The sequence below is a fragment of the Pseudoalteromonas sp. Ld19 genome (genome assembly GCF_045064135.1).
Classification (GTDB): Bacteria; Pseudomonadota; Gammaproteobacteria; order Enterobacterales; family Alteromonadaceae; genus Pseudoalteromonas; species Pseudoalteromonas aliena.
In genome coordinates this window covers 32,178-54,774 of the sequence record NZ_JBISHA010000017.1, presented here as the reverse complement: position 1 = coordinate 54,774, position 22,597 = coordinate 32,178, and the positions used below count along the sequence as shown (strand labels likewise).

Annotated in this window: 18 protein-coding genes; 9 read left to right on the top strand and 9 right to left on the bottom strand. The window is 39.7% G+C overall.

Translation table 11 applies throughout. The features are described 5' to 3' along the window. Nucleotides 1-109: 109 nt before the first annotated feature. A complete protein-coding gene (locus tag ACJJVZ_RS05265) occupies nt 110-2,611 on the top strand; it encodes a penicillin-binding protein 1A (RefSeq protein ID WP_405598707.1) in 2,502 nt (833 codons plus the stop codon). A gap of 62 nt (nt 2,612-2,673) precedes the next feature. Here ACJJVZ_RS05265 and metL read toward each other — a convergent pair whose 3' ends face one another. Both metL and metB read right to left on the bottom strand, forming a co-directional pair. Continuing rightward, nucleotides 2,674-5,019, bottom strand: coding sequence for a bifunctional aspartate kinase/homoserine dehydrogenase II (gene metL / locus ACJJVZ_RS05260; RefSeq protein WP_405599093.1), 2,346 nt, complete (start codon nt 5,017-5,019; stop codon nt 2,674-2,676). A 20-nt stretch (nt 5,020-5,039) separates the two neighbouring features. Further along, entirely contained in the window at nt 5,040-6,287 is a 1,248-nt protein-coding gene (metB, locus tag ACJJVZ_RS05255) for a cystathionine gamma-synthase (RefSeq protein ID WP_193156179.1), read from the bottom strand. A gap of 198 nt (nt 6,288-6,485) precedes the next feature. On the opposite strand from metB, the gene metJ reads away from it, so the two are divergent. After that, nucleotides 6,486-6,806, top strand: coding sequence for a met regulon transcriptional regulator MetJ (gene metJ / locus ACJJVZ_RS05250; RefSeq protein WP_077536207.1), 321 nt, complete (start codon nt 6,486-6,488; stop codon nt 6,804-6,806). Nucleotides 6,807-6,900: 94 nt separating this feature from the next. Here metJ and ACJJVZ_RS05245 read toward each other — a convergent pair whose 3' ends face one another. Both ACJJVZ_RS05245 and rpmE read right to left on the bottom strand, forming a co-directional pair. After that, complete coding sequence (locus ACJJVZ_RS05245) at nt 6,901-8,142, bottom strand: malic enzyme-like NAD(P)-binding protein (RefSeq protein ID WP_077536209.1); 1,242 nt, start codon at nt 8,140-8,142, stop codon at nt 6,901-6,903. Between the two features lie 522 nt (nt 8,143-8,664). Then, entirely contained in the window at nt 8,665-8,880 is a 216-nt protein-coding gene (gene rpmE / locus ACJJVZ_RS05240) for a 50S ribosomal protein L31 (RefSeq protein ID WP_007377245.1), read from the bottom strand. Between the two features lie 231 nt (nt 8,881-9,111). Between rpmE and priA the strand changes: the two genes are divergently transcribed. From priA to ACJJVZ_RS05215, 5 genes are all read left to right on the top strand, one after another. Then, nucleotides 9,112-11,298 carry a primosomal protein N' gene (gene priA, locus ACJJVZ_RS05235; protein ID WP_405598703.1) on the top strand — a complete coding sequence of 729 codons (2,187 nt, stop codon included), beginning with the start codon at nt 9,112-9,114 and terminating at the stop codon, nt 11,296-11,298. Nucleotides 11,299-11,318: 20 nt separating this feature from the next. Continuing rightward, on the top strand, nt 11,319-11,837 hold the full coding sequence (locus ACJJVZ_RS05230) for an SPOR domain-containing protein (RefSeq protein ID WP_405598701.1): 519 nt from the start codon (nt 11,319-11,321) through the stop codon (nt 11,835-11,837). 79 nt (nt 11,838-11,916) lie between these two features. Then, complete coding sequence (hslV, locus tag ACJJVZ_RS05225; protein WP_405598699.1) at nt 11,917-12,435, top strand: ATP-dependent protease subunit HslV; 519 nt, start codon at nt 11,917-11,919, stop codon at nt 12,433-12,435. An 11-nt stretch (nt 12,436-12,446) separates the two neighbouring features. Continuing rightward, a complete protein-coding gene (gene hslU / locus ACJJVZ_RS05220) occupies nt 12,447-13,775 on the top strand; it encodes an HslU--HslV peptidase ATPase subunit (RefSeq protein ID WP_193156176.1) in 1,329 nt (442 codons plus the stop codon). A 55-nt stretch (nt 13,776-13,830) separates the two neighbouring features. After that, the gene (locus ACJJVZ_RS05215; protein ID WP_138584622.1) at nt 13,831-14,205 is read left to right on the top strand and encodes a gamma-butyrobetaine hydroxylase-like domain-containing protein; all 375 of its coding nucleotides are present in this window, start codon (nt 13,831-13,833) and stop codon (nt 14,203-14,205) included. Nucleotides 14,206-14,255: 50 nt separating this feature from the next. Here the strand turns inward: ACJJVZ_RS05215 and ACJJVZ_RS05210 are convergent, their stop codons facing one another. The 3 genes from ACJJVZ_RS05210 to ACJJVZ_RS05200 form a co-directional block, all read right to left on the bottom strand. Then, nucleotides 14,256-16,136 carry a methyl-accepting chemotaxis protein gene (locus ACJJVZ_RS05210; protein ID WP_405598695.1) on the bottom strand — a complete coding sequence of 627 codons (1,881 nt, stop codon included), beginning with the start codon at nt 16,134-16,136 and terminating at the stop codon, nt 14,256-14,258. Nucleotides 16,137-16,227: 91 nt separating this feature from the next. After that, complete coding sequence (locus tag ACJJVZ_RS05205) at nt 16,228-17,262, bottom strand: MJ1255/VC2487 family glycosyltransferase (RefSeq protein ID WP_138584620.1); 1,035 nt, start codon at nt 17,260-17,262, stop codon at nt 16,228-16,230. Next, nucleotides 17,259-17,798 (bottom strand): phosphatase PAP2 family protein, encoded by a 540-nt coding sequence (locus ACJJVZ_RS05200; protein WP_193156173.1) that lies wholly within the window; start codon nt 17,796-17,798, stop codon nt 17,259-17,261. The genes ACJJVZ_RS05205 and ACJJVZ_RS05200 overlap by 4 nt, the downstream gene beginning before the upstream one ends. Nucleotides 17,799-18,003: 205 nt before the next feature. Between ACJJVZ_RS05200 and rraA the strand changes: the two genes are divergently transcribed. Both rraA and ACJJVZ_RS05190 read left to right on the top strand, forming a co-directional pair. Then, complete coding sequence (gene rraA / locus ACJJVZ_RS05195; protein WP_138584618.1) at nt 18,004-18,501, top strand: ribonuclease E activity regulator RraA; 498 nt, start codon at nt 18,004-18,006, stop codon at nt 18,499-18,501. A gap of 1 nt (nt 18,502) precedes the next feature. Beyond that, entirely contained in the window at nt 18,503-19,552 is a 1,050-nt protein-coding gene (locus ACJJVZ_RS05190; RefSeq protein ID WP_405598692.1) for a formimidoylglutamase, read from the top strand. On the opposite strand, the gene ACJJVZ_RS05185 is transcribed toward ACJJVZ_RS05190, so the two are convergent. Both ACJJVZ_RS05185 and hutI read right to left on the bottom strand, forming a co-directional pair. After that, nucleotides 19,549-21,210, bottom strand: coding sequence for an EAL domain-containing protein (locus ACJJVZ_RS05185; protein ID WP_405599091.1), 1,662 nt, complete (start codon nt 21,208-21,210; stop codon nt 19,549-19,551). The two genes, ACJJVZ_RS05190 and ACJJVZ_RS05185, sit on opposite strands and share 4 nt — an antisense overlap. Nucleotides 21,211-21,333: 123 nt before the next feature. Then, nucleotides 21,334-22,581, bottom strand: a complete 1,248-nt coding sequence (gene hutI / locus ACJJVZ_RS05180; protein ID WP_405598690.1) for an imidazolonepropionase — start codon at nt 22,579-22,581, stop codon at nt 21,334-21,336. Nucleotides 22,582-22,597: the final 16 nt, after the last annotated feature.

Below are 22,597 nucleotides of genomic sequence, written 5' to 3'. Positions count from 1 at the left end.
TAATAATAAACAAGTTATAATTTTTATCTGAAAAAATATTATTCATTTTTTAATCAATATATACTAGCAGTCTCCATGCATAATTGGGAGTCAATTTAGGGAAATATAAGTGATTTTATTAAAACGAACTTTACAATTTTTTATCATTTGCACGTTACTTGGACTGATCACTTTAATCAGCCTTTATTATTACGTTAAATCGGACATCCCTAGCGTTCAAGTTTTGAAAGACGTGCAACTGCAAACCCCTATGCAAGTCTTCACTAAAGATGGGCTTTTAATAAATCAATTTGGCGAAAAACGACGTATTCCCGTTACTATAAACGAAATACCAACACCTTTAATCAATGCTTTTTTGGCAACAGAAGATAATCGGTTTTACAGCCACATTGGTATAGATCCTATCGGAATAGTACGCTCGGCGTTAGTACTTATTTCTACTGGTGAGAAAAAACAAGGTGCTAGTACAATAACAATGCAATTAGCGCGTAACTTTTTCCTTACCCGCGAAAAAGCGTATATCCGTAAAGTTAAAGAAATATTTATTGCGCTACATATAGAAAATATATTAACAAAAGATGAAATCCTTGAACTTTATCTAAACAAAATAGAATTAGGCAATCGTGCATTTGGTATTGGTGCCGCCGCACAAGTATATTACGGGAAAGAATTAAAAGATTTAACACTTGCACAAATGGCAATGATCGCAGGTTTACCTAAAGCACCGTCAGCACTCAATCCCATTCGTAACCCCACACGTGCAAAGTCTCGTCGTAATGTAGTACTTGGCCGCATGCTGACAGAAAAATACATAACACAGTCCGAATATAATGACGCAACAAATCAACCTATAACCGCTTATTTTCATGGGGCAGAAATTGATTTATATGCACCTTATATATCTGAGATGGTACGTGCAGAGATGGTTGCCCGTTACGGAATTGATAAAGCGTATAATTCTGGTTATAAGATTTTTACAACGGTTGAGTCTAATGTACAACAAGCAGCACAAACAGCACTGATCAATAATTTGCACAACTATGATATGCGACATGGCTTTAGAGGCCCTGTAAAGGTGTTGTGGGAGCAAGAAACTCAACCAGCACTTAGCAAATCACAAATTATTAATGAGCTGCAAAACGTACAAGAGCTAGGATCTCTAAAAATCGCGGTTGTAGTTGCTGTGAATGAAAAAACAGCTGATGTTATTCTCAAAAATGGTACGCAAAGCACACTTACTTGGGATAATTTAAAATGGGCGCGTAAATACATTACGCGTTACCGCCAGAGCTTTGCACCAAAAGCGGCGACCGACATCCTAGCACCAGGTATGCAAATATGGCTTCGTAAAAATAATGACGACAGTTATTTGCTAAGCCAAATACCTGAGCCATCAAGTGCTATTGTATCGCTCAATCCTCAAGACGGACGTATTAAAGCAATTGTAGGTGGTTACAGCTTTGAGCAGAGCCAATATAATCGAGCGGTGCAAGCTAAACGCCAAGTGGGTTCAAACATTAAACCTTTTATTTATTCAGCAGCGCTTGAAAAGGGTTACACCTTGGCGTCTATATTAAATGATGCGCCAATCAATCAGTGGGATAAAAGCCAAGGTGTTGCATGGCGACCAAAAAATAGCCCCGCTATTTATAATGGTCCAATTCGTATTCGCCGCGCGTTAGCACAATCTAAAAACGTTATTTCCGTACGTTTACTGCGTGGTGTAGGGCTGCAACGTACCGCCGATCACTTACTAAAATTTGGCTTTAAGAATGAAGATATAAATCGCAGCGAATCATTAGCACTAGGTAGCGCATCAATAACTCCGCTTGAACTAGCCCGTGGTATGAGCGCATTTGCCAATGGCGGGCACCTAATAGAACCTTATTTTATCTCTGAAATTCAAGATGCCTACGGCAATATATTATTTAAAACGAACCCTGTTGTTGTATGCGATGAAGAAATGAATGAAGCAACAACTATCCCTACCAACTTTACAGCCCAAAATAATGAGAATGAAGCTAACCAAATCACACAATGTGCGCCACGTATTATTTCTAAGCAAAATGCATTTTTAATTGCAGATGCTATGCACAGTGGTATTTGGGGCGGAGGTAGTTGGGCGCAAAAAACAGGCTGGAGCGGTACGGGTTGGCGTGCTCAGTCATTAGATCGCCGCGATCTTTCTGGCAAAACAGGCACTACTAATGACTCCGTTGATACTTGGTTTAGTGGATTTAATAAAAATGTGCTGACCTCTGTTTGGGTTGGCTTTGACAACCCTGGAAATTCTTTAGGTCGTTCAACATACAATAACAATCTTGATAGCAGTCAAATTTCAGGTGCTGAGTCTGGAGCAAAAACAGCTCAACCTGCATGGATTGAGTTCATGAAAGCTGCACTTGAGGGCGTACCAGAGGCGCCGATAGAGCCACCAGAAGGTCTTATTTCAATTCGAATTGATTTAGCGACTGGCTTGTTAAGCCATAAAAATGACTATACCAGCCGGTTTGAATACTTTGATAAAGGCACTGCACCAACGAAATACGTACTTTCGCAGCCAACTGATATTTTTGAAGAAGAGACTAAAACTGAAGAAGAGCTATTTTAGGTTATTTTCGCAAATAAACAGGCAGCTAATTTAGCTGCCTGTTTGCTTTTGGCTATATGCTGTCACTTTAAATTTTGCATCAGCCAGTATAAATCTGAGTGAATGCCAGCTGCTGTAACTTCCTTTCCAGCACCTGGACCCTGAATAACTAACGCGTTATCGCTGTACCATTGACTGTTAATCACAAATATATTGTCGCCAGGTGTTAAATTAGCCAAAGCATTGCCTTTTGCTACATAACTGATACCAACCTTCGCGGTTATTTTACCTTGATTTATTTCTAATAACCCCGTGTAACGAAGAACTGAATTCTCTAATTGCGCTTTATGGGCATGCGCTTTTATAAATTCATCTAACTGATCTTTTTGATCAATAAAATCATTCCAACTACCTTGAGCCAGCTCATCGGGCATAAGTGCCGATAACGCTATATCGTCAAGGTCTAATTTAATGCCCAGCTCACGCGCTAAAATCAGCAACTTGCGCTGCATATCTCGACCCGATAAATCCTCTCTAGGGTCAGGCTCTGTAAAGCCCATACTTTGTGCTTCGAGCACTAAATCAGAAAATGCTTTTGAACCATCATATTTACTACATAACCACGATAATGTCCCGGAGAAAACACCTTCTATGCGCGTAATTTTGTCGCCACTATTTTGTAAATCAGCGAGTGCAAAGTTAATTGGTAAACCAGCTCCAACACTTGTGTTATAGCGCCAATGCAAGTTTTTTTCTGTAATGCTTTTACACAGTGCTTCATACCAAATAGTTGGAGCTGTTCCTGCATATTTATTAGCGCTAATTAAATGGCAATTGCGTTCAACAAGATCAGTATATAACGCACTAAATTTTTCACTGGCGGTTATATCAACAACTACTTTATGCTCATAATCTAGCTCATTGATCGCGCTCAATAAATCATGTTCATTGTAGTTATTTGCTTCATGTTGCCATTGAGTTTTCCATTGTACTGTATTGATACCACTGGCATTAAATAGCATCTGTGTCGATCGCACTAACCCCACAAGTTTGACGCTAAAGTTATCCGATAAACGATCGAGTTGAGTAGATAGCTGCTCAATAAATACTTCACCGACATTACCCAGTCCTGCCACTATCAGCGCAACTTCTTGCCCTTTATTAATAAGCTTATCGTGTAATATACTTAAAATATCACTATCAATTAATTGATCTGTCAGTAGTAATACATAGCCATCACCTTGATGTACAAAACGAGGCTGAATACTTTGTAGGTTGAGTAAATCAAGGGCATGTAAAGCTAACGTATTTACGTCCTGCTCAGGAGCTAAAACCGCACAACCATTTAAATTCGATTCACTAATATTCGCTCTGCCAGCGAAGTAGCTTACTACCTGATACGTTGAAGCTGCTGGTACCACTAAATACGTATCTCCATCTTGACTAAAATGATGAAGGCTGTGCTGAATAAGCTGGCTAACATGAGTAACCTCACCTTCACTCAGACCTTCAATAACTAATAAATCGACATTCTGTAAGGTTGTTATAAAACGTTTTTGTTTTACACAGCCTTCCTTAACTATATCGGTTTGACTAGCTTGTACATCGTAACTACTGCGCACAGCAAGTTTTATGTCGGTATTTTTAAGTGGAGATAGTGTTTTTGCATGCAAAACAGGATTGCCTAATCTGGCTAGCAAATTCGCTTGCCCGCGACACACTTTTGCGTACTTAATCGCTTTATTTACTTTACGGGGGTCGGCGCTAAATATACCTTGCGTATCAGTCCAGATACTTACGTGCTTTGCATTACAGTAACTTGCTAATAAAGTCGCGCTGTAATCGCTGCCATTACGCCCAAGCGTTACGGTATCACCAAGGCTGTTGGACGCAATGAACCCAGTGACGACATTAATTTTATTACTGGCAATTAACCCACTACATTGTTGAATATTTTGCGCATGTAATAATTGCCCGTCATTTAAGATAAACAGATTTCTGGCATCTTGCAGGCAAGCTTCAACATTAAGCTGCTGTAAATAAGCGGCCAATAAACGCGCCGACCATAATTCCCCATGGGCAAGCAATGCAGATTCTTGTAACTGTCCATTTTTAGCAAGCTCAGCGATTAAATTTAACTCTTCGTTTAATGTATGTAATGCATTGCGCTTAACATCTGCGCGCAGTAATTGTTCAATTAAATCACCTTGATGATTACTCAACTGCAACACAATATCAGCAACAGCTTGCGTGTCTTTTTGTTGATAGCTTTGCCACAAAGTTACTAAGGTATCGGTTGTTTTACCTGATGCCGACACAACCACACAATCACCTAGTTGAGTGTGCCCTAAAATAATTTTTGCCACACTTTGATAACGTTCGGCCGACCCTAAGCTCGAACCGCCAAATTTATGTACACAGTTAACCATATTGTACCAATCCATTTTAATCACCAAAGTGCCGGATGAGCAGCACTTAATTTAACATTGTTATTAGAAACGCCAGCCCTTTTCCCTGCGTGACTTTCGTTCTTTTTATACCCTGGTTTAACAAGATTAAATACGCGATCAAAGTCTGCAAGTAAATCATGTATATCTTCAATACCAACCGAAATACGGATAAGCGTATCGCCCACCCCCGCTTCTAAGCGTGCTTCTTCTTCCATTCCTGCATGAGTCATTGTCGCAGGGTGGCAAATTAGACTCTCCACTCCCCCTAATGACTCAGCTAAACTAAACTCTTTTAAGCTTGTTAAAAATGCAGCCGCATCGTGTATGTCGCCTTTAATATCAAAGCTAACCATGCCACCAAAACCAAGCTGCTGTGCTTTCGCTAATTCATGTTGAGGATGCGACTCAAGACCTGGATAATAAACTTGGCTAACAAACTCAGATTCTTCAAGATACTTAGCAATTGCTAATGCGTTTTCTTGGTGCTGTTTTAAACGGATATTTAAGGTACGCAAACCTCGTAATGTTAAGTAGCTATCAAAAGGTGCCCCTGTAATACCAATATTATTTGCCCACCAAGCAAGTTCATCACCCAGTGCTTGTGTTGCGGTTATGACTGCACCACCAACAACATCCGAATGGCCATTGATATACTTAGTTGTAGAGTGCACGACAATGTCTACTCCAAATTTAATTGGGTTTTGTAATGCTGGTGACAAAAATGTGTTATCTGCTGCAACCAATGCACCGCATTGTTTTGCAATTTCAGTGACCGCTTTAATATCAGTTAAACGTAATACTGGGTTACTGGGTGTTTCTATCCAAATTAATTTTGGTTTAATCTCTAATATTTGATCAAGGCTCTGTTGTTTAGTTAAGTCTAAAACTTTAAGTTTTAATAAGCCGCGCTTTTGTAATGAAGTAAATAAACGATAACTACCACCGTAACAGTCGTGTGGGATCACCAATGTATCGTCGTGATTAAGTAGCTGCGTAGCTAAATGCACAGCAGCCATGCCTGTAGCTGTAATAATGCCACGCGCCCCACCTTCGAGCTCTGCAAGCGTTTCAGCTAAAATATCACGATTAGGATTACCGCTACGGCCGTAATCATATTGGCGCTTAGTATCAAAATCAGCAAACGAATACGTTGTCGACAAATAGAGTGGAGCTACCACTGCACCATGCTGTTTATCAGCCTCTATACCGCTACGCACTGCAATAGTTGCTTTATTTTTTCCACTCATACTTGTCACCTAATTAATTTGGATGTTTAGACGTCTAAAAGAGTAGTTTATTCAATTTAAGAAGTCAAAACATTTAAACCGCTAGATGGCTAAATAACAAGTATTTGACTATCTTTTTTAAATCGATAGAATTTCACGCATATTCACACGCTTTTATCTTGTGTGAGCAATTAATAATCTGAGGCAACGATACATCTTATGGCTAAATGGAATGGTGAGTATATTCACCCATACGCAGAACACGGTAAAAAATCAGAACAAGTTAAAAAGATCACCGTTTCGATCCCACTAAATGTATTAAAAGTATTAACTGATGAACGTACACGTCGTCAAATTAGTAACCTACGCCATGCGACAAACAGTGAACTATTATGCGAAGCTTTTTTACATGCATTTACAGGCCAACCTTTACCTAATGACGACGATTTACGTAAAGATAATGCCGAAAAAGTACCAGAAGAAGTGAAAAAAATAATGCAAGAAATGGGGCTTGAAGTACCTGTTTTAAATGAAGATTAAGCGTTTAAAAAACATAAAAAAACCTCAGTAATTACTGAGGTTTTTTTATAACTGAATTTTACTGCATATTTTACTGCATACTTTACTGCATACTTTACTGCATATAGTTTTCAGGTAGCTCAATACGCGCTACACCCGACTCAACAGCAGCAAGCGCTACTGCCCTTGCTATACGTGGAAGTAAACGTGGGTCCATCGGCTTTGGAATAATATAATGAGCGCCAAATTCTAATTTATCCACACCTGCGGCTTTTAATACTTCAGCCGGTACAGGCTCTTTAGCAATACTGCGAATAGCCTCTACTGCGGCTATTTTCATTTCGTCGTTAATCGCGCTTGCACGAACATCAAGTGCGCCACGGAAAATAAACGGGAAACATAAAACGTTGTTAACCTGATTAGGGTAATCAGAGCGCCCTGTTGCCATAATTAAATCGTTACGTGCGCTGTGTGCGAGTGCAGGATCTATTTCAGGATCTGGGTTTGAGCACGCAAACACAACCGGCTTATCAGCCATTAACTTTAAATCTTCAGCACCTAATAAATTAGGTCCCGATACACCAACAAATACATCTGCGTCTGCAATTACATCTTGCAACGTACGTTTATCGGTATTATTGGCAAACAATTGCTTGTACTCATTTAAATCATCACGGCGTGTGTGAATAACCCCTTTGCGATCTAACATATAGATATGCTCGCGTAGCGCACCACACTTAATTAGTAACTCCATGCACGCAACAGCAGCGGCACCGGCCCCTAAACAAACAATAGTCGCATCTTCAATTGACTTTCCCTGTACCTCAAGCGCATTAAGCATACCTGCAGCGGTAACAATGGCGGTGCCGTGTTGATCGTCATGAAAAACTGGAATGCTACAGCGCTCAATTAACGCTTTTTCGATTTCAAAACACTCTGGTGCTTTAATATCTTCGAGATTAATGCCACCAAATGTATCTGCTATATTTGCAACTGTATTTATAAAGTCTTCGGTAGTACGGTGCTTAACTTCAATATCAATCGAGTCTAGGCCTGCAAAACGCTTAAATAATAAAGCCTTGCCTTCCATTACGGGTTTAGATGCGAGTGGCCCTAAATTACCCAGACCTAAAATTGCAGTACCATTAGTAATGACCGCAACCATATTACCTTTACCGGTATATTTATAAGCATTTGCAGGATCAGCAGCAATTTCACGCACAGGTTCAGCAACACCTGGGCTATATGCTAGGGCTAAATCTTGAACCGTTTCGGCAGGCTTGGTTAGCTCAATGCTGATTTTTCCTGGAACGGGATGAGAATGGTAATGTAGTGCTTGTTCACGAAAGTCTGACATAACGCGATTGTATCCTGCAATTTAAGTTAAAGTGAGAGGTGTTGTCTGGGTTACGATACCCTTATTATTTTTAAATTCCAAGCAATATCAGGTCTATCCTGTTATATGCTAGATTCATTGATTTTAAGAGGTTTTTCAGTAACTTTGCGAAGATATACTGACATTTCATAAATAGAAATTCATATAAAAAGAATTTTAGAGGTACTTTTAGCCGCGAGTCGTTTTCTCTAAAAACGACTGTCAAATTTTTAGTATAAATAACTATAAACAGCTTAATACTCTACTTTAAAAACATTTATCTTCACGTTAGCTACATTTAACAACTTAGTTAAAAATTGAACACTTCAAAATATAGAGACTATTGCGTACTTTGTCTGCAAAGGTTTATGCATACTCAGAATAAGAACAGGAAATAGTTATGCAAAGAAGATAACGTCAAAATAGGCAGGAAAAGTAAATAAAAGATGAATTTTAGGCATAAAAAAAGCACCCTAAGGTGCTTCCTTTACTAAATAGCAAAAATTACTTCTTGCTACCAAGTGCACCGAAACGCTTGTTGAAACGATCAACACGTCCGCCAGTGTCTAAAACTTTTTGCTTACCAGTGTAAAACGGGTGACACGCAGAACATACGTCTAAGTGAATGTTTTTACAAAGAGTAGAGCTTGTTTCGAATTCATTTCCGCATGAACATGTTGCTGAAATTACTTCGTACTTAGGGTGAATACCTTCTTTCATAGAAACCTCTAGTTAAGGCCGCATCGCTCTCCAAACCCGTAGTTTGGTACCATACGTCGTTAAAACAAATTTGTTGGTGGCGGATTTTATCCAACAACTACCAAGCACACAAGGTTTAATTATATTTTTTGCTAAAAAAGTAATCAAATAATAAAACGGTTATAATTTGCTAGTAGGTTTTTAACCGTATATTTAGTACATTACACCATTAATTTTATTAGTTGAGTTGTTATGCGTTTTGTTGAAGTTGCTATAAAAGTCCCGTTACCGCGCACCTTTGATTATAAAGTAGATGAACAGCTCTCAGGCTTGGTTTCGGATCTAAAGCCTGGAATGCGTGTTTTAGTCCCTTTTGGCAACCAACGTAAAGTGGCCGTTATATTAGCTTTAAAAACCAACACTGAAGTTCCTGAAAATAAAATTAAAAGTATTCTTGAAGTCATTGACGATGCTCCTATTTTATCTACGCAACACTTAGCGCTTCTTAGCTTTACCGCTCGTTATTATTGCTACCCTTTGGGCGAAACGATTCATATAGCCCTGCCTAGTGCACTACGCCAAGGTGAATCACCAGACAAAACAAGCATTAACATGGTAATGCTTACTGAAAAAGGCGCTAAAGTACCGTCATTAAAAGCCAAAACTCAACTCAACTTATTGAAGCAGTTATCACAATCAGGTAAGTCGTCTTTAACTGAACTAAAAGCCTTAGGCTTTAGCAAAAAAACCATCGATAGCCTCATTGATAAAGAACTTGTCACACAAACTATCGAACACGATAACCAATGGCAAAGCATTACCCCCAAAGTTGGTAGCAAACCAATTCTTAATAAAGAGCAAGCGGTTGCCTGTACGGCGATTAATCAAAGCAAAGGCTTTAGCAGCTTTTTATTGGAAGGTGTGACAGGCAGTGGTAAAACTGAAGTATATTTACAGTGCCTTGAAGAGGTATTAAAGCGTGGTGAGCAAGCCCTCGTATTAGTTCCCGAAATAGGTTTAACCCCCCAGACAGTTAATCGCTTTCGTCGCCGCTTTCCTGATACACCCATTATGCTTTGGCATTCAGCCCTGACCGATAACGAAAGACTCCAAACATGGCGATTTTGCGAAAAAGGCAGCTGTGCAATCGTAATAGGCACTCGCTCGAGTATCTTTCTGCCCTTTTTGCAACTCGGTATGATAGTGGTTGATGAAGAACACGACTCTTCATTTAAGCAGCAAGATACCCTTCGCTATCATGCTCGTGATTTAGCCGCATACAGAGCATTTCAGCATAAGATTCCACTCATATTAGGCAGTGCTACGCCCGCGCTTGAAACACTTCACAAAGCGATTAATAATAAATATAAGCTATTGAGCCTAACTGAGCGTGCACAAACCGCGACCGACAACCAATTCAAATTACTCGACATGAAAGGCCAGCCCGATCAAGCTGGTATAGCCCATGCAAGCCTTGCCACTATGCGTCAGCATTTAAATCGTGGTAAACAGGTGATGGTATTTTTAAATCGCCGAGGCTTTTCGCCCACGCTTATTTGTCATGAATGCGGCTGGCTAAGCGAGTGTAAACGCTGTAGCACTAGCGCAACGTTTCACAAAGCGATTGGTCAAATGATTTGCCACCATTGTGGCGATCAATACCCGGTGCCTCATCAATGTCCTGATTGTGGCAGTACGCAAATATTCCCCAACGGCAAAGGTACAGAGCAAATAGAAGAGTTTTTATCAACTGAGTTCCCTGATACGCCGATCACGCGCATTGATCGCGATTCAACTCGTCGTAAAGGGAGTCTTGAAAAAGCACTTGATGAAATTAACTTAGGGGGAGCACGTATTTTAGTTGGCACACAAATGCTTGCCAAAGGTCATCACTTTGCAGATGTCAGCTTGGTGCTTATTTTAGATGTAGATAGCGGTTTATACTCCTGTGACTTTAGAGCAACCGAACATTTAGCTCAGCTTGTTACACAAGTAGCAGGACGTGCTGGGCGCTCTGGAGAACCAGGCCAAGTACTATTGCAGACCCACTTTCCTGAGCATCCACTTTTACAAGACTTGGTTAACAATGGATATCAAGACTTTGCTCGCTTTGCACTGAGTGAACGCGATGATGCCGATCTCCCTCCAATTACAAATATGGCTATTGTTCGTGCTCAAGGACATAGCATTAAGCAAGTCGTCGACTTTTTGACTGATTTGGTTCCAGTCAATGGGGTATCTGGTATACAATTGCTCGGCCCGATACCTGCGCCTCTAGAAAGGGTCGCAGGTATGTATCGTTTTCAGTTACATATTCAAGCGCAAGATCGCCGCATACTGCACCAATATCTTGCGCAAATGGTTGATTATTTAAGCTCAAGCAAACTCGCACAAAAAGTCCGCTGGAGCTTAGACGTAGACCCTATAGACATGATTTAGGTTAAGGCCAAAATAACGCTATGGCACAGCACGATTACATTAACAAAAAACCAGCAAACAGAAAAAACAATAAGCAAGCACCTGCGAAAAAACCATTTCCGATTTTTTTAGTGAGTATTGCTCTTTTACTTGTAGGCGGTTTCGTCTACGGGTTATGGTTTATTAAAAGTAACGCCGATCCTAAGCTGGTAGAAAAGCAGGCTAACTCGACGACAGCTGAAAAAAAGGTCGAAGTGGTTATCCCACGTACGCCCGCATTTATTAAAGAAATTAGAAACCACGAAATTCAAGTTGAGGTAAAACAGCTTGAGCAAAAAGGTCCTTACGTTATGCAATGTGGTTCATTTAAAACCCACGCCCAAGCCGAATCACTCAAAGCTAAAATTGCATTTGCAGGACTTATATCTGAAATTAAGCAAGAAGGCACTTGGCACAAGGTGCGTTTAGGGCCTTATAAAACCAAACGCCAAGCCGAAAGTGATAAAAACAAGCTTAAACGTGTGAATATAGTCAGCTGCGGAATTTGGAACTGGACTTGAAAATAAACCATTCACCCATATAACCTCATCATAATCGTTTTTTACGAGTTGTCTCTACAGCTCGATGATGAGGAATAACATGACTACTATCGTAAGTGTACGCCGCGGCGACAAAGTTGTAATCGGCGGTGACGGCCAAGTATCTCTTGGTAACACCGTAATGAAAGGCAACGCCCGTAAAGTTAGACGCCTTTATCATGGCAAAGTAATTGCTGGCTTTGCCGGCGGTACTGCTGATGCCTTTACCCTTTTCGAACGCTTTGAAAGTAAATTAGAAATGCACCAAGGCAACCTAACCAAAGCAGCGGTCGAAATGGCTAAGGACTGGCGCAGCGATCGGGCTCTTCGAAAACTCGAAGCATTGCTCGCTGTAGCAGATGAAACTGCATCTCTTATTATTACCGGTAACGGTGATGTGGTGCAGCCAGAGAATGATCTAATCGCCATCGGCAGTGGCGGTAATTTTGCCCAATCTGCAGCAACAGCCTTATTAGAAAATACCGACTTAAGCGCTCGTGAAATCGTCGAAAAAAGCTTAACTATTGCAGGCAATATCTGCGTATTCACTAATAATTTCCAAACCATCGAAGAATTATAATAGGAACCGCTATGTCTGCAATGACCCCAAGAGAAATTGTTCACGAACTAGATCAACACATTATTGGCCAAGCGAATGCAAAAAAAGCAGTGGCTATTGCACTTCGCAATCGCTGGCGCCGTATGCAACTTAATGAAGATTTACGTGGTGAAGTGACACCTAAAAACATTCTAATGATTGGCCCAACTGGCGTAGGTAAAACAGAAATTGCACGCCGTTTAGCAAAATTAGCGAATGCGCCATTCATTAAAGTAGAAGCGACAAAATTCACCGAAGTTGGCTATGTTGGTAAAGAAGTTGATACGATCATCCGTGATTTAGTCGACGTGTCGATTAAAATGACTCGTGAGCAGCAAACCAAAAAATTTAAACATCTCGCAGAAGAAGCGGCCGAAGAGCGTATTTTAGATGCCTTGCTTCCTCCTGTTAAAGATCAATACGGCGAAACACAGCGTGATGATAACTCCTCAACACGTCAAACGTTTCGTAAAAAACTACGTGAAGGCCAGCTAGATGATAAAGAAATTGAAATTGATTTAGCTCAAACACAGCCAAACGTAGAGATTATGGCGCCCCCTGGTATGGAAGATATGACCAACCAGCTGCAAAGCATGTTTCAAAACATGGGTGGCGACAAACGCACTAAACGTAAGCTAAAAATCAAAGAAGCCTTCAAACTATTAACGGAAGAAGAAGCCGCGAAATTAGTGAACCCTGAAGAGCTAAAAGAACAAGCTATTTTTGCAGTAGAACAAAATGGTATTGTGTTTATTGATGAAATAGACAAAATTTGTAAGCGTGGTGATTCTTCAGGTCCTGATGTTAGCCGTGAAGGTGTGCAGCGCGATTTACTGCCGCTTATTGAAGGTTCAACAGTAAACACTAAACACGGCATGGTTAAAACTGACCATATGTTGTTTATTGCCTCTGGTGCATTTCAAATGGCAAAACCATCTGACATGATCCCTGAGCTACAAGGTCGCCTGCCAATTCGTGTAGAGCTTGAAGCGCTTACTGCTGATGACTTCAAACGCATTCTCACAGAACCTCATGCATCGCTTACAGAGCAGCAACGAGAGCTTCTAAAAACTGAACAGGTAACTGTTGAGTTTAGTGATGATGCTATTGATCGTATTGCAAAAGCGGCATGGCAAGTTAACGAAAAAACTGAAAATATCGGTGCTCGCCGTTTGCATACTGTGATGGAAAAGTTAATGGAAGAGATTTCATACGACGCTTCTGAAAAAGCAGGTTCGTCACTTACTATTGACGCCGCTTATGTTGAAAAACACCTAGGTGCATTGGTTGAAGATGAAGACTTAAGCCGCTTCATTCTTTAATTGATACCCCTTATACTAAAAGCCTCCGTTATGGGGGCTTTTTAATGGGATAAAAATGAAACACGTAACAAAAATACATTACCACAGCATAAGTAAAAACGTAGATATTTACTTTGATGACGAAAGCAAATCGGTATTTAGTAGTGAATTTTTACGCGTCCATTCTCCATCTGCTGAAGTACAAGGACATGGTTCAGGTCCGATGAAGTTAGTGTTTAATAAGCAATCTGTGAGTATTAACAGTATTGAACCCGTTGGGCACTATGCGCTTCGTTTAGGCTTTGATGATGGTCATAATAGTGGATTATTCAGCTGGCAATATTTTGCAAAACTACAAGAGCAGCAAAGCGCACTGTGGGATGAATATTTACAACGTATAAACGAGCATAAAAACAATAAAGATAGTGTGCCAATAAAGTTTATTCCTTAAACCTTATTGGCCATTTAATAGTTTATTGTAAGTTATAAATAGCTTGTTGATTACACCTTAAACTTATCAATAGCAGCAAATAGCACACGAGATTGTTGAGATACTTCTTCACTTGTTTGTGCATTGCTAGATGCATTTTCTGATGCGCTTTGTGCAATATCGCGTATACGCACTACGTTTTTATTTACCTCTGATGCCACTTGGCTTTGCTCATCAATGGCTACGGCAATTTGTGTGCTCATTTCCATTATCGTTTGTACATCTTCCGTTATTGCTCCAAGTAAATCGCCAGCTTTAATTGCCTGCGATGCACTTTCGTCCCCCTGTGAGCGGCACTTATGCATAATACTGACGACTTCTTGTGTACGCTGCTGCAAAGTACTTATTATACCTTCAATCTCACTTGTGGACTCTTGGGTACGTTTTGCTAATGAACGAACTTCATCTGCTACAACCGCAAAACCGCGTCCATATTCACCAGCTCTTGCAGCTTCAATCGCTGCGTTAAGTGCCAATAAGTTGGTTTGTTCTGCAATGGCACGAATCACATCGAGTACAGATCCAATAGTCTCACCATCTTTTTCTAATTGAGAAACAACGCTCGATGCATCTCCCAGTGAGCCAGACAGCTCTCTAATTTGCTTAACGGTTGACTCAACCTCATTACGCCCTTGCTGTGCGCTCAAGTTGGTTGATTCAGCTTTTTTAGCCGCAGCCTCAGTATTATGTGAAATATCCTGAATTGTTGCTTGCATCTCAGTGGCTGCCGTTGCCACCATATCAGCTTCATGCAATTGCTCTTGCATACCAGAGCTTGTTGCTGATGTATTCTCTGACAAATGCTCTGTGGCAATATTAAGTGTATTCAAAGCCCCATTAACATCGTTAACTAGGTGTTTAAAGTCACCGATTAAGCTATTGAAGTCGACTGTCATCGTGGTGATTTCATCTTTGCCAGTCTGCTCTATCAAAATAGTAAGATCATTGCTGCGGCGAATATCATTTATAGTATGATAAACACGTTCAATAGGAATGATAATTGAGCGACTAGTAAAATAAACCAAAGCTAAAACAATAACACCTGCAATAACAAAAACGAGAATAGCTAAAAACTGCGCTTGCTCTACGCTTTTTTCAACTTGTAGCTTGGTATCTTGAACGATTTGAGTAACAATTTTTTCACTTTTATTTACGCTCTCTTGCATAACACCCAGCGCACCAGAGTTGAGATCTAACCCTAATTCAGTTTGCGCTTGCACAAGTGTTTTAAACTCATTTTGGTAGGTATCAATTAGCGGGGTTATTTGTGTTTTATAACTACTTAACAAATCAGCCGATGCAATCTGCTGCTTAAAGGTATTTATACTTTCATTAAAGCGGCCTAGATATTTATCATCAAATCTAAGCATAAAATCTTTTTCTGAGCGCCGAAGTTGTAACATAGATGATAAAAGCTTGTAGTTTTCTTGCTCTTTTAATAGTACTTCGACTTCGTGCACTGCACTTCTTAGCTTTCCGTATAAGCCATCTTTAGGGGTCAACCCAATCTCTTTTTGCAGCGTAGTAACCGTGTTAAAGTCGTTGTTATAGCTGTTTATTAGTTGTTCAAAACGTTCAAGCTGAGCAGCAGAAATCCCCTGCTGAGTCATTAATTGTTTTAACTTAGTAATTTTAATGCTTAGCTGCTTAAAATTCATTTCAAACTCAGCCAGTGAATCTTCTTGCTTGTAAAACAAGAAGTTTTTTTCGTGGTTACGTAATGCTAATGAATGTACATTAAGCTCTTCCGCCAATTGAATCGTTTTATTTAAATTCAAAGTGGTACGTGATTCAAAAATTATCACACATAATAAAACAATCATTGCTAAGCCAACAACAATCGCATTTAATTGCAAGCGACGTTTGATAGTAAGATTCTGCAAAAAATTCATTCTAAGAGCCTATATTTAATATTCTTCTCTAGTATAGCTAAGCATAGATCAAGTGGTTCAATTATCAGAGTAAATTTTTAATTTATTTCTGCTATGACACATTTACACTTCCCCAAAGCCCTTTATGCAGTGATTGCGTATTACACCATTGCTTATTTACCAACCAGTTAATTAACGGTGTGGGATCACTAGGATAATTAATTCGTTTATTTTGTGGGGCACTATTCCAATCATCTAGTGCTTGCGGGTTTAAGTAATTCATTACATGCGCCATCCTCATTGATAACAACGTTTGCGCATTCGCGCCTTGCTCAAACTGCCCATCAAGTGGTTTTAAAAGTAGCTTTTTACCTAGCTTAAGCGCCTCACTTGCCAGCTCAAACCCTGCATTACCAATAACACCACTGGTATTGGCTAAGTCATTTAAAAAACTAACACGCGATGGAGCACGTAAATGAATATGCCCCATTGACTGATTTGATGCATGAGGGTGGTAACAATAAAACTCTTTTTCGGGGAAATCTTTTAAGTAATCGATAATACTATTTAAATTTTCAAATGGTAAATATACCAATACCTTATTCATTACTGCAACAGGGTTACCATGTTGATGGTTTGCGATAAAAGGAGGAATAATATTATCTGCAAATGGCTGCCAATGAACACCGAGATAAGTGTTTGCTGGGGCATAATATTTAATTAAAGATTTACGTAAAATACCTCGGCTGAACATCGGCACGCTGTCTGATAAAAACGCCGCTTGGTGGCTAATTCCTACAACAGGAACGCCTGCACGTTTTGCAGCCCATGCCGTAATTGGTTCAAAGTCGTTAAGTATAAAATCATACTGTTTTATATCGAGTGACTTTATATCTGAAACCAACTCACAAATCCGCGCATTTTTAACTGTTTGTAAGCTTTTTATTTGACCATTTTTAGTGTTAAAAGATAACCCTCGAAAACTCTTATAATGTCCAAATTCCTGCATATCAAAATAGTCTTTAGTAGCACGCCCTGAAAAAATATAATCAACATCAATTCCATGTTGTTTAAAACAGCTCGCCATAACACGAGCTCGCGTTATGTGACCATTACCAGTGCCTTGAATGCCATACAGTATTTTCATACAGGAACCACCAAGACTAATGCAAATAAGCCACAAGAACTGCCAATAATTGCACCGAGAATAATATCTGCAGGAAAGTGTACACCTAAGACCACACGAGAAATTGCCACACTAGAAGCCCAGCCAAATAACAACCACACATACTCAGGGAAAAAATTGCTCAATATAATAGCAACAAGAAATGCGGCGGCACTGTGCCCTGACGGTAAACTAAATTTATCACTGGGTACTATGTACGCATTCGTAACTAAGCAATCACAAGGTCTCACCCGGGCAAAGCTCTTTTTCGCTAAAAAATAGATGGGTCTTTCTATGGCAAAGCCAACCAAAATTGTAATGGGTAGTAATTGGTGCTGCTCGTTATTGCTAAGCCACCAAACAGCTGCGCACATAAGCAAGTACAAACCACCATCGCCGCTTTTAGACAACCCAAATGCTATTACTTTAAGCCATCTAGGTGAGTTGTAATTAAACAGAGTTAAAAATAATTGCTCATCCACCTGAGCTACCTTTTTAAGCATATTATTATCATCCATCACTTACTCCACGCTGCATAATATATGAACACTGATTTAGCTTAGGTGTTGTAAATAACAATTGAGTGACGCTTTTAAGACACTATTGTTGCTATTATTGATTTAGGCTTTGTTTTGGCTAAATTTACTGCGATTAAGTCGTTGTTATTGCATATAAGGAGGGTATACTGAGGTATAAATTAATGTATCTTTTGAGGATAAAATAATGGATTACAGCACTTCTGACTTATGTGACCACTTTGCTGATGTGGTTGACGTGCTAGAGCCTATGTTCATCAACTTTGGTGGTCGACACAGCTTTGGTGGCCGCATTAAAACGGTCAAATGTTTTGAAAATAATGAACTGATCCGCGAATTGCTTTCTCAAGATGGTACAGGCTTAGTGCTGCTTATTGATGGCGGTGGCTCAACTCGTCGTGCACTTATTGATATTGAACTGGCCGAGTTAGCACTTGAAAATAACTGGAATGGCATTATTGTTTACGGCGCAGTGCGCCACGTAGACGAGCTTGAAGAGCTTGATTTAGGCATTCAAGCCATTGCTTCTATTCCTGTTGCAGCCGACAGTGAGGGTGCAGGCGAAGACGCTATAGGTGTTAACTTTGCTGGCGTATCCTTTTTTGATGACGACTTTATTTATGCCGACAGCACAGGCATCGTTCTATCTGCTGAAGAACTTGAATTGGAAGTCGTAGAAATATAACGTGACCATTCAATTAAAAGTATATGATGAAAGCGCGGTTACAGCACTTTGCTCTACCCGCGCAAACGAGAAAAAAGCTTGGCAAACAATGGCCTTGCTCGACACCCAAGTAAACGTACAACAAGCTCTTGTTGACGCTGCACAATTTGGTATTCGCTATGTTCTTCTTGGTATTTGCGAAGATATTGGCCCCAAAGCAAACTTAGGTAATGGCGGTGCAAATCAAGCATGGTCAGCATTTCTAAAACGTTTTTTAAACCAGCCTCATAATCAATTTATCACGACTCAAAAAGTACTTTTGTTGGGTGAAGTTAATGTTGATGATTTAATGGCGCAAAGTAATCTACTCGATAATCAACAACCTCAACAATTAACTCAATTACGCGCTTTGTGCCAACAACTTGATGAACGCGTTGAATCTGTTTTGAATCTTATTTTTCAAGCAGGACTTGAACCCATAATAATTGGTGGCGGACACAACAACTGCTTGGGAATTATTCGAGCGCTGAGCAAGCATAAAAACACACCAATAAATGCGATAAACTTTGATCCCCATGCTGATTTTAGAGAGTGTGAAGGTCGCCATAGTGGCAATGGTTTTCGCTATGCATACAACGAAAAACATTTAAATAATTACCATGTTATTGGCTTACATGAGTTAAAGAACAACCAAGCAATTATTACAGCAATGAATGAAGCCAACTTTAAGTTTAATAGTTATCAAGCAATACAAGTTAAACGAGAGATTACTCTTACTCAAGCAATTAATAATGCACTAAATTGTTTTGATGAAGCACCGCTAGGTGTAGAAGTTGATTTAGATAGCATTACTGGTATGCCGGTTAGTGCTTATACATGCTGTGGATTTAGCGTCAGCGACACTGAACATTTTGTACATTTAGCAGCTAAAAAACGTCAATCTACATACCTACATTTATGTGAAGCGGCACCGAGTCAACACCCCAATGGACTAGATAGTGGAATGCAGCATTGTGGGCAAGTAATAACGGCACTCGTCAATAGCTACATACAATCTAAAGAGAGCCTTTAACGCTGAGCTAATAGCCACTGCTTTAGCCAGCTCATTAAGCCTACACTACTTAGTGGGTGCCCAAAGTAATAACCTTGTGCGGCATAAGCATTTAAGCTTTTAATAAATCTCAGTTGCTCAAGCGTTTCAATCCCTTCAAAAATAACTTTTGTTTTTTGCTGGTTATGCATTTCAACCATACCACCGATCAAACTGCGTATCGTATTTTGATTACTAAAATCAGCGGTTAATGATGGCGCAACTTTAATATATTCAACGGCCAAGCTGGGTAATTTAGACAGCAGTACAGGATTATCGCCCAAGCCATCAACACATATTTTTAAACCAATATTATTAAGTCGAGCAATCATTGCTTTACCTTTACTATCTAAGTTAGTAAAAATATGCAATGGACATTCAACAATTAAATCGCCAGTTTCTAATTGATGATCTTTTGTTATGTTGTCAACAAACTCTACAAATTCTTCATTTAGCATCTCAGGACCAAATACGTTAACACTGAGCGGTATCGCCATACCTTCCATGCGTAACGCCATCGCCAGCTCCGCCGCTCGCTCCATTACAAACGTCGCTAATTGAAAAGCAAGCCCCGCAATTTTAATGTCATCAATAAATCGGTTAGCCGATAAAATACCTTGCTTAGGATGCTGCCAACGCAGCAATAGCTCTAAAAACTCAATCTTTCCATTTTCATTACAAATTATGGGTTGAAAATATAACTCAAATTCACTCGAAAAATCGATATTGGCTAGCTCCTTTAACCTAGCTTGCTGTTCTAATTGCTCAACCATCATTTGTTTTCGATAAGCAATGACTTGTCTACCTGGGTAACTATCAAGCGCAAGGTAAGCAAAGGATATTAAATTATCAAAGTCATTTTTTTGCTCTGTACAATCCACATAGCTTGCTCTTGCTTTTACTTCAACGGTGCAATTGGCAACATTAAAAGGCTTAAGTGTTGCATCTAGTATTTTTTGTATTAGCTGCTCATGAATATGCTTTTGATTCGCGAGATCACAAATAAATGCGAAGTTGAGCCCACCCAAATGCGCAAGCTTCTCTTGTGGGGCTAAGTTAACAACCTCATCACTCTCTAATAGCGCCTTTATTCTATTTGCCGATTGCGCTAAAAGTAAATCTCCAAAATTACGTCCTAAATGCTGATTTACCTGCTCAAAACCTTCTAAACGGATAATAACAAGTACGGCGTTGAGTGGTTTATTAATACACCACTCATCAACCTTTTTACGCAACTTACTTATATTACTGAAGGCGGCAAGAGGCGAATTATCAATAAATGTTTCTTGCTCTGGTGTATTTTCTATTCGTTGATTTTTTATAGCTGCATTATCATTGAAAAAACCTGCTAATGTTAACAATAGGATAGCGAGCACGACCCAAAATAAAGGAATATGTAGTAAAAAATAGGCACTCAGCAGTAATACAAACAATAAGCCTGCAGCTGCACTGACCATGATCATAGCCCAATTATTATGCTCTAAAGCTTGCCATAAATAAAAGCAAAACCCAAAGGTAAGTAAAATAACAAGCCAAGGCGTTTCATTGCTCAAAATCGCAAAGCCAATCAGCGCAATACATAAATAACTAAATTTAATACTGTTACTTTTAACAACAAGCAAAGTAGCAATCATCGCCATCAGCAACGCACCGCTAAAAAAAATAGCAAAACGGCTATCAGCTAAAATTCCCAAATCTGTACCGCTCGTATTGATTAAAAAATTCAGTATAAGCATATTTATTGTGAACCAAATTAATTCAAACTAATTAAGTTTACCCAAAACCCATAGATTTAACAGTTTATTTACACCAAATTGATAGCTCAGCTGTGATGGATGACCTATTTCCCAGTGCGCTATATCAGCTCTGGCACCCACCTTTAGCACACCACGATCTTTTAATCCCAATGCCTTAGCCGCATTTTGAGTTACGCCTAATAAGGCCTGTTCCGGCGTTAACCTAAATAGAGTACATGCCATATTCATCATCAACTGCACAGAGCATAATGGCGAAGTTCCGGGATTAAAGTCACTGGCTATCGCTATCGGCACCTTATATTGATTGAGTAGTTCAATGGGTGGAAATTTAGTTTCTCTCAAAAAATAAAATGCACCAGGCAATAACACGGCAACAGTACCTGCTTGTGCCATTGCTTTTACCCCCTCTTCATCAAGATGCTCAATATGATCGGCCGAAAGACCATTAAACTGCGCTACTAGCTCAGCACCATGTTGATTAGATAACTGTTCAGCATGACATTTAACTGGAAGATTATGCTTTTTAGCGGCTTCAAAAACACGCTTGGTTTGTGCATAACTAAATCCTACATTTTCACAAAATACATCGACAGCATCAGCAAGATCACTAGCAACTACTTGCTCAAGCATTTCTGTACAAACTAGATCAATATACTCATCAGCACGGCCTTTGTACTCTGGCGGTAAAGCATGTGCTCCCAAAAACGTAGTTTTAATATCTATAGGATGGTGTTCACCTAACAAGCGGGCGACTTCTAATATTTTTATTTCGTTTTCAGTATCTAACCCATAGCCTGATTTAATTTCGACTGTGGTAACCCCTTCTTTTAACAAAGTATTGAGTCTGTCTTTTGCATCAACAAATAATTGTTCTCGATCAGCCGCTCTAGTCGCTTTTACCGTACTCGCTATGCCACCGCCTTGTGCTGCAATTTGCTCATAGCTAACTCCTTGCAAGCGTTGTTCAAACTCTTGCGATCTTGAGCCTGCAAACACTAAATGCGTATGACAATCGATTAATCCAGGCGTTAGCCATTGCCCTTTTATACTTAATGTCGGCGTTGCAAAAACATCAAAACTTGGTAATGTCGATTGCTTTCCAAGCCACACAATCTCACCATTTTTAATGGCTATTGCTGCATTCTCAATGGCACCATAAGCCGCATCGATACTGCTATCCATAGTGGCAATATTGGCGTCGGTTAAAAGTAAGTCGAGATCTTCTAACTCATAATGTTGTGATGTGCTTTGCATCTTATACCCTTTTTTG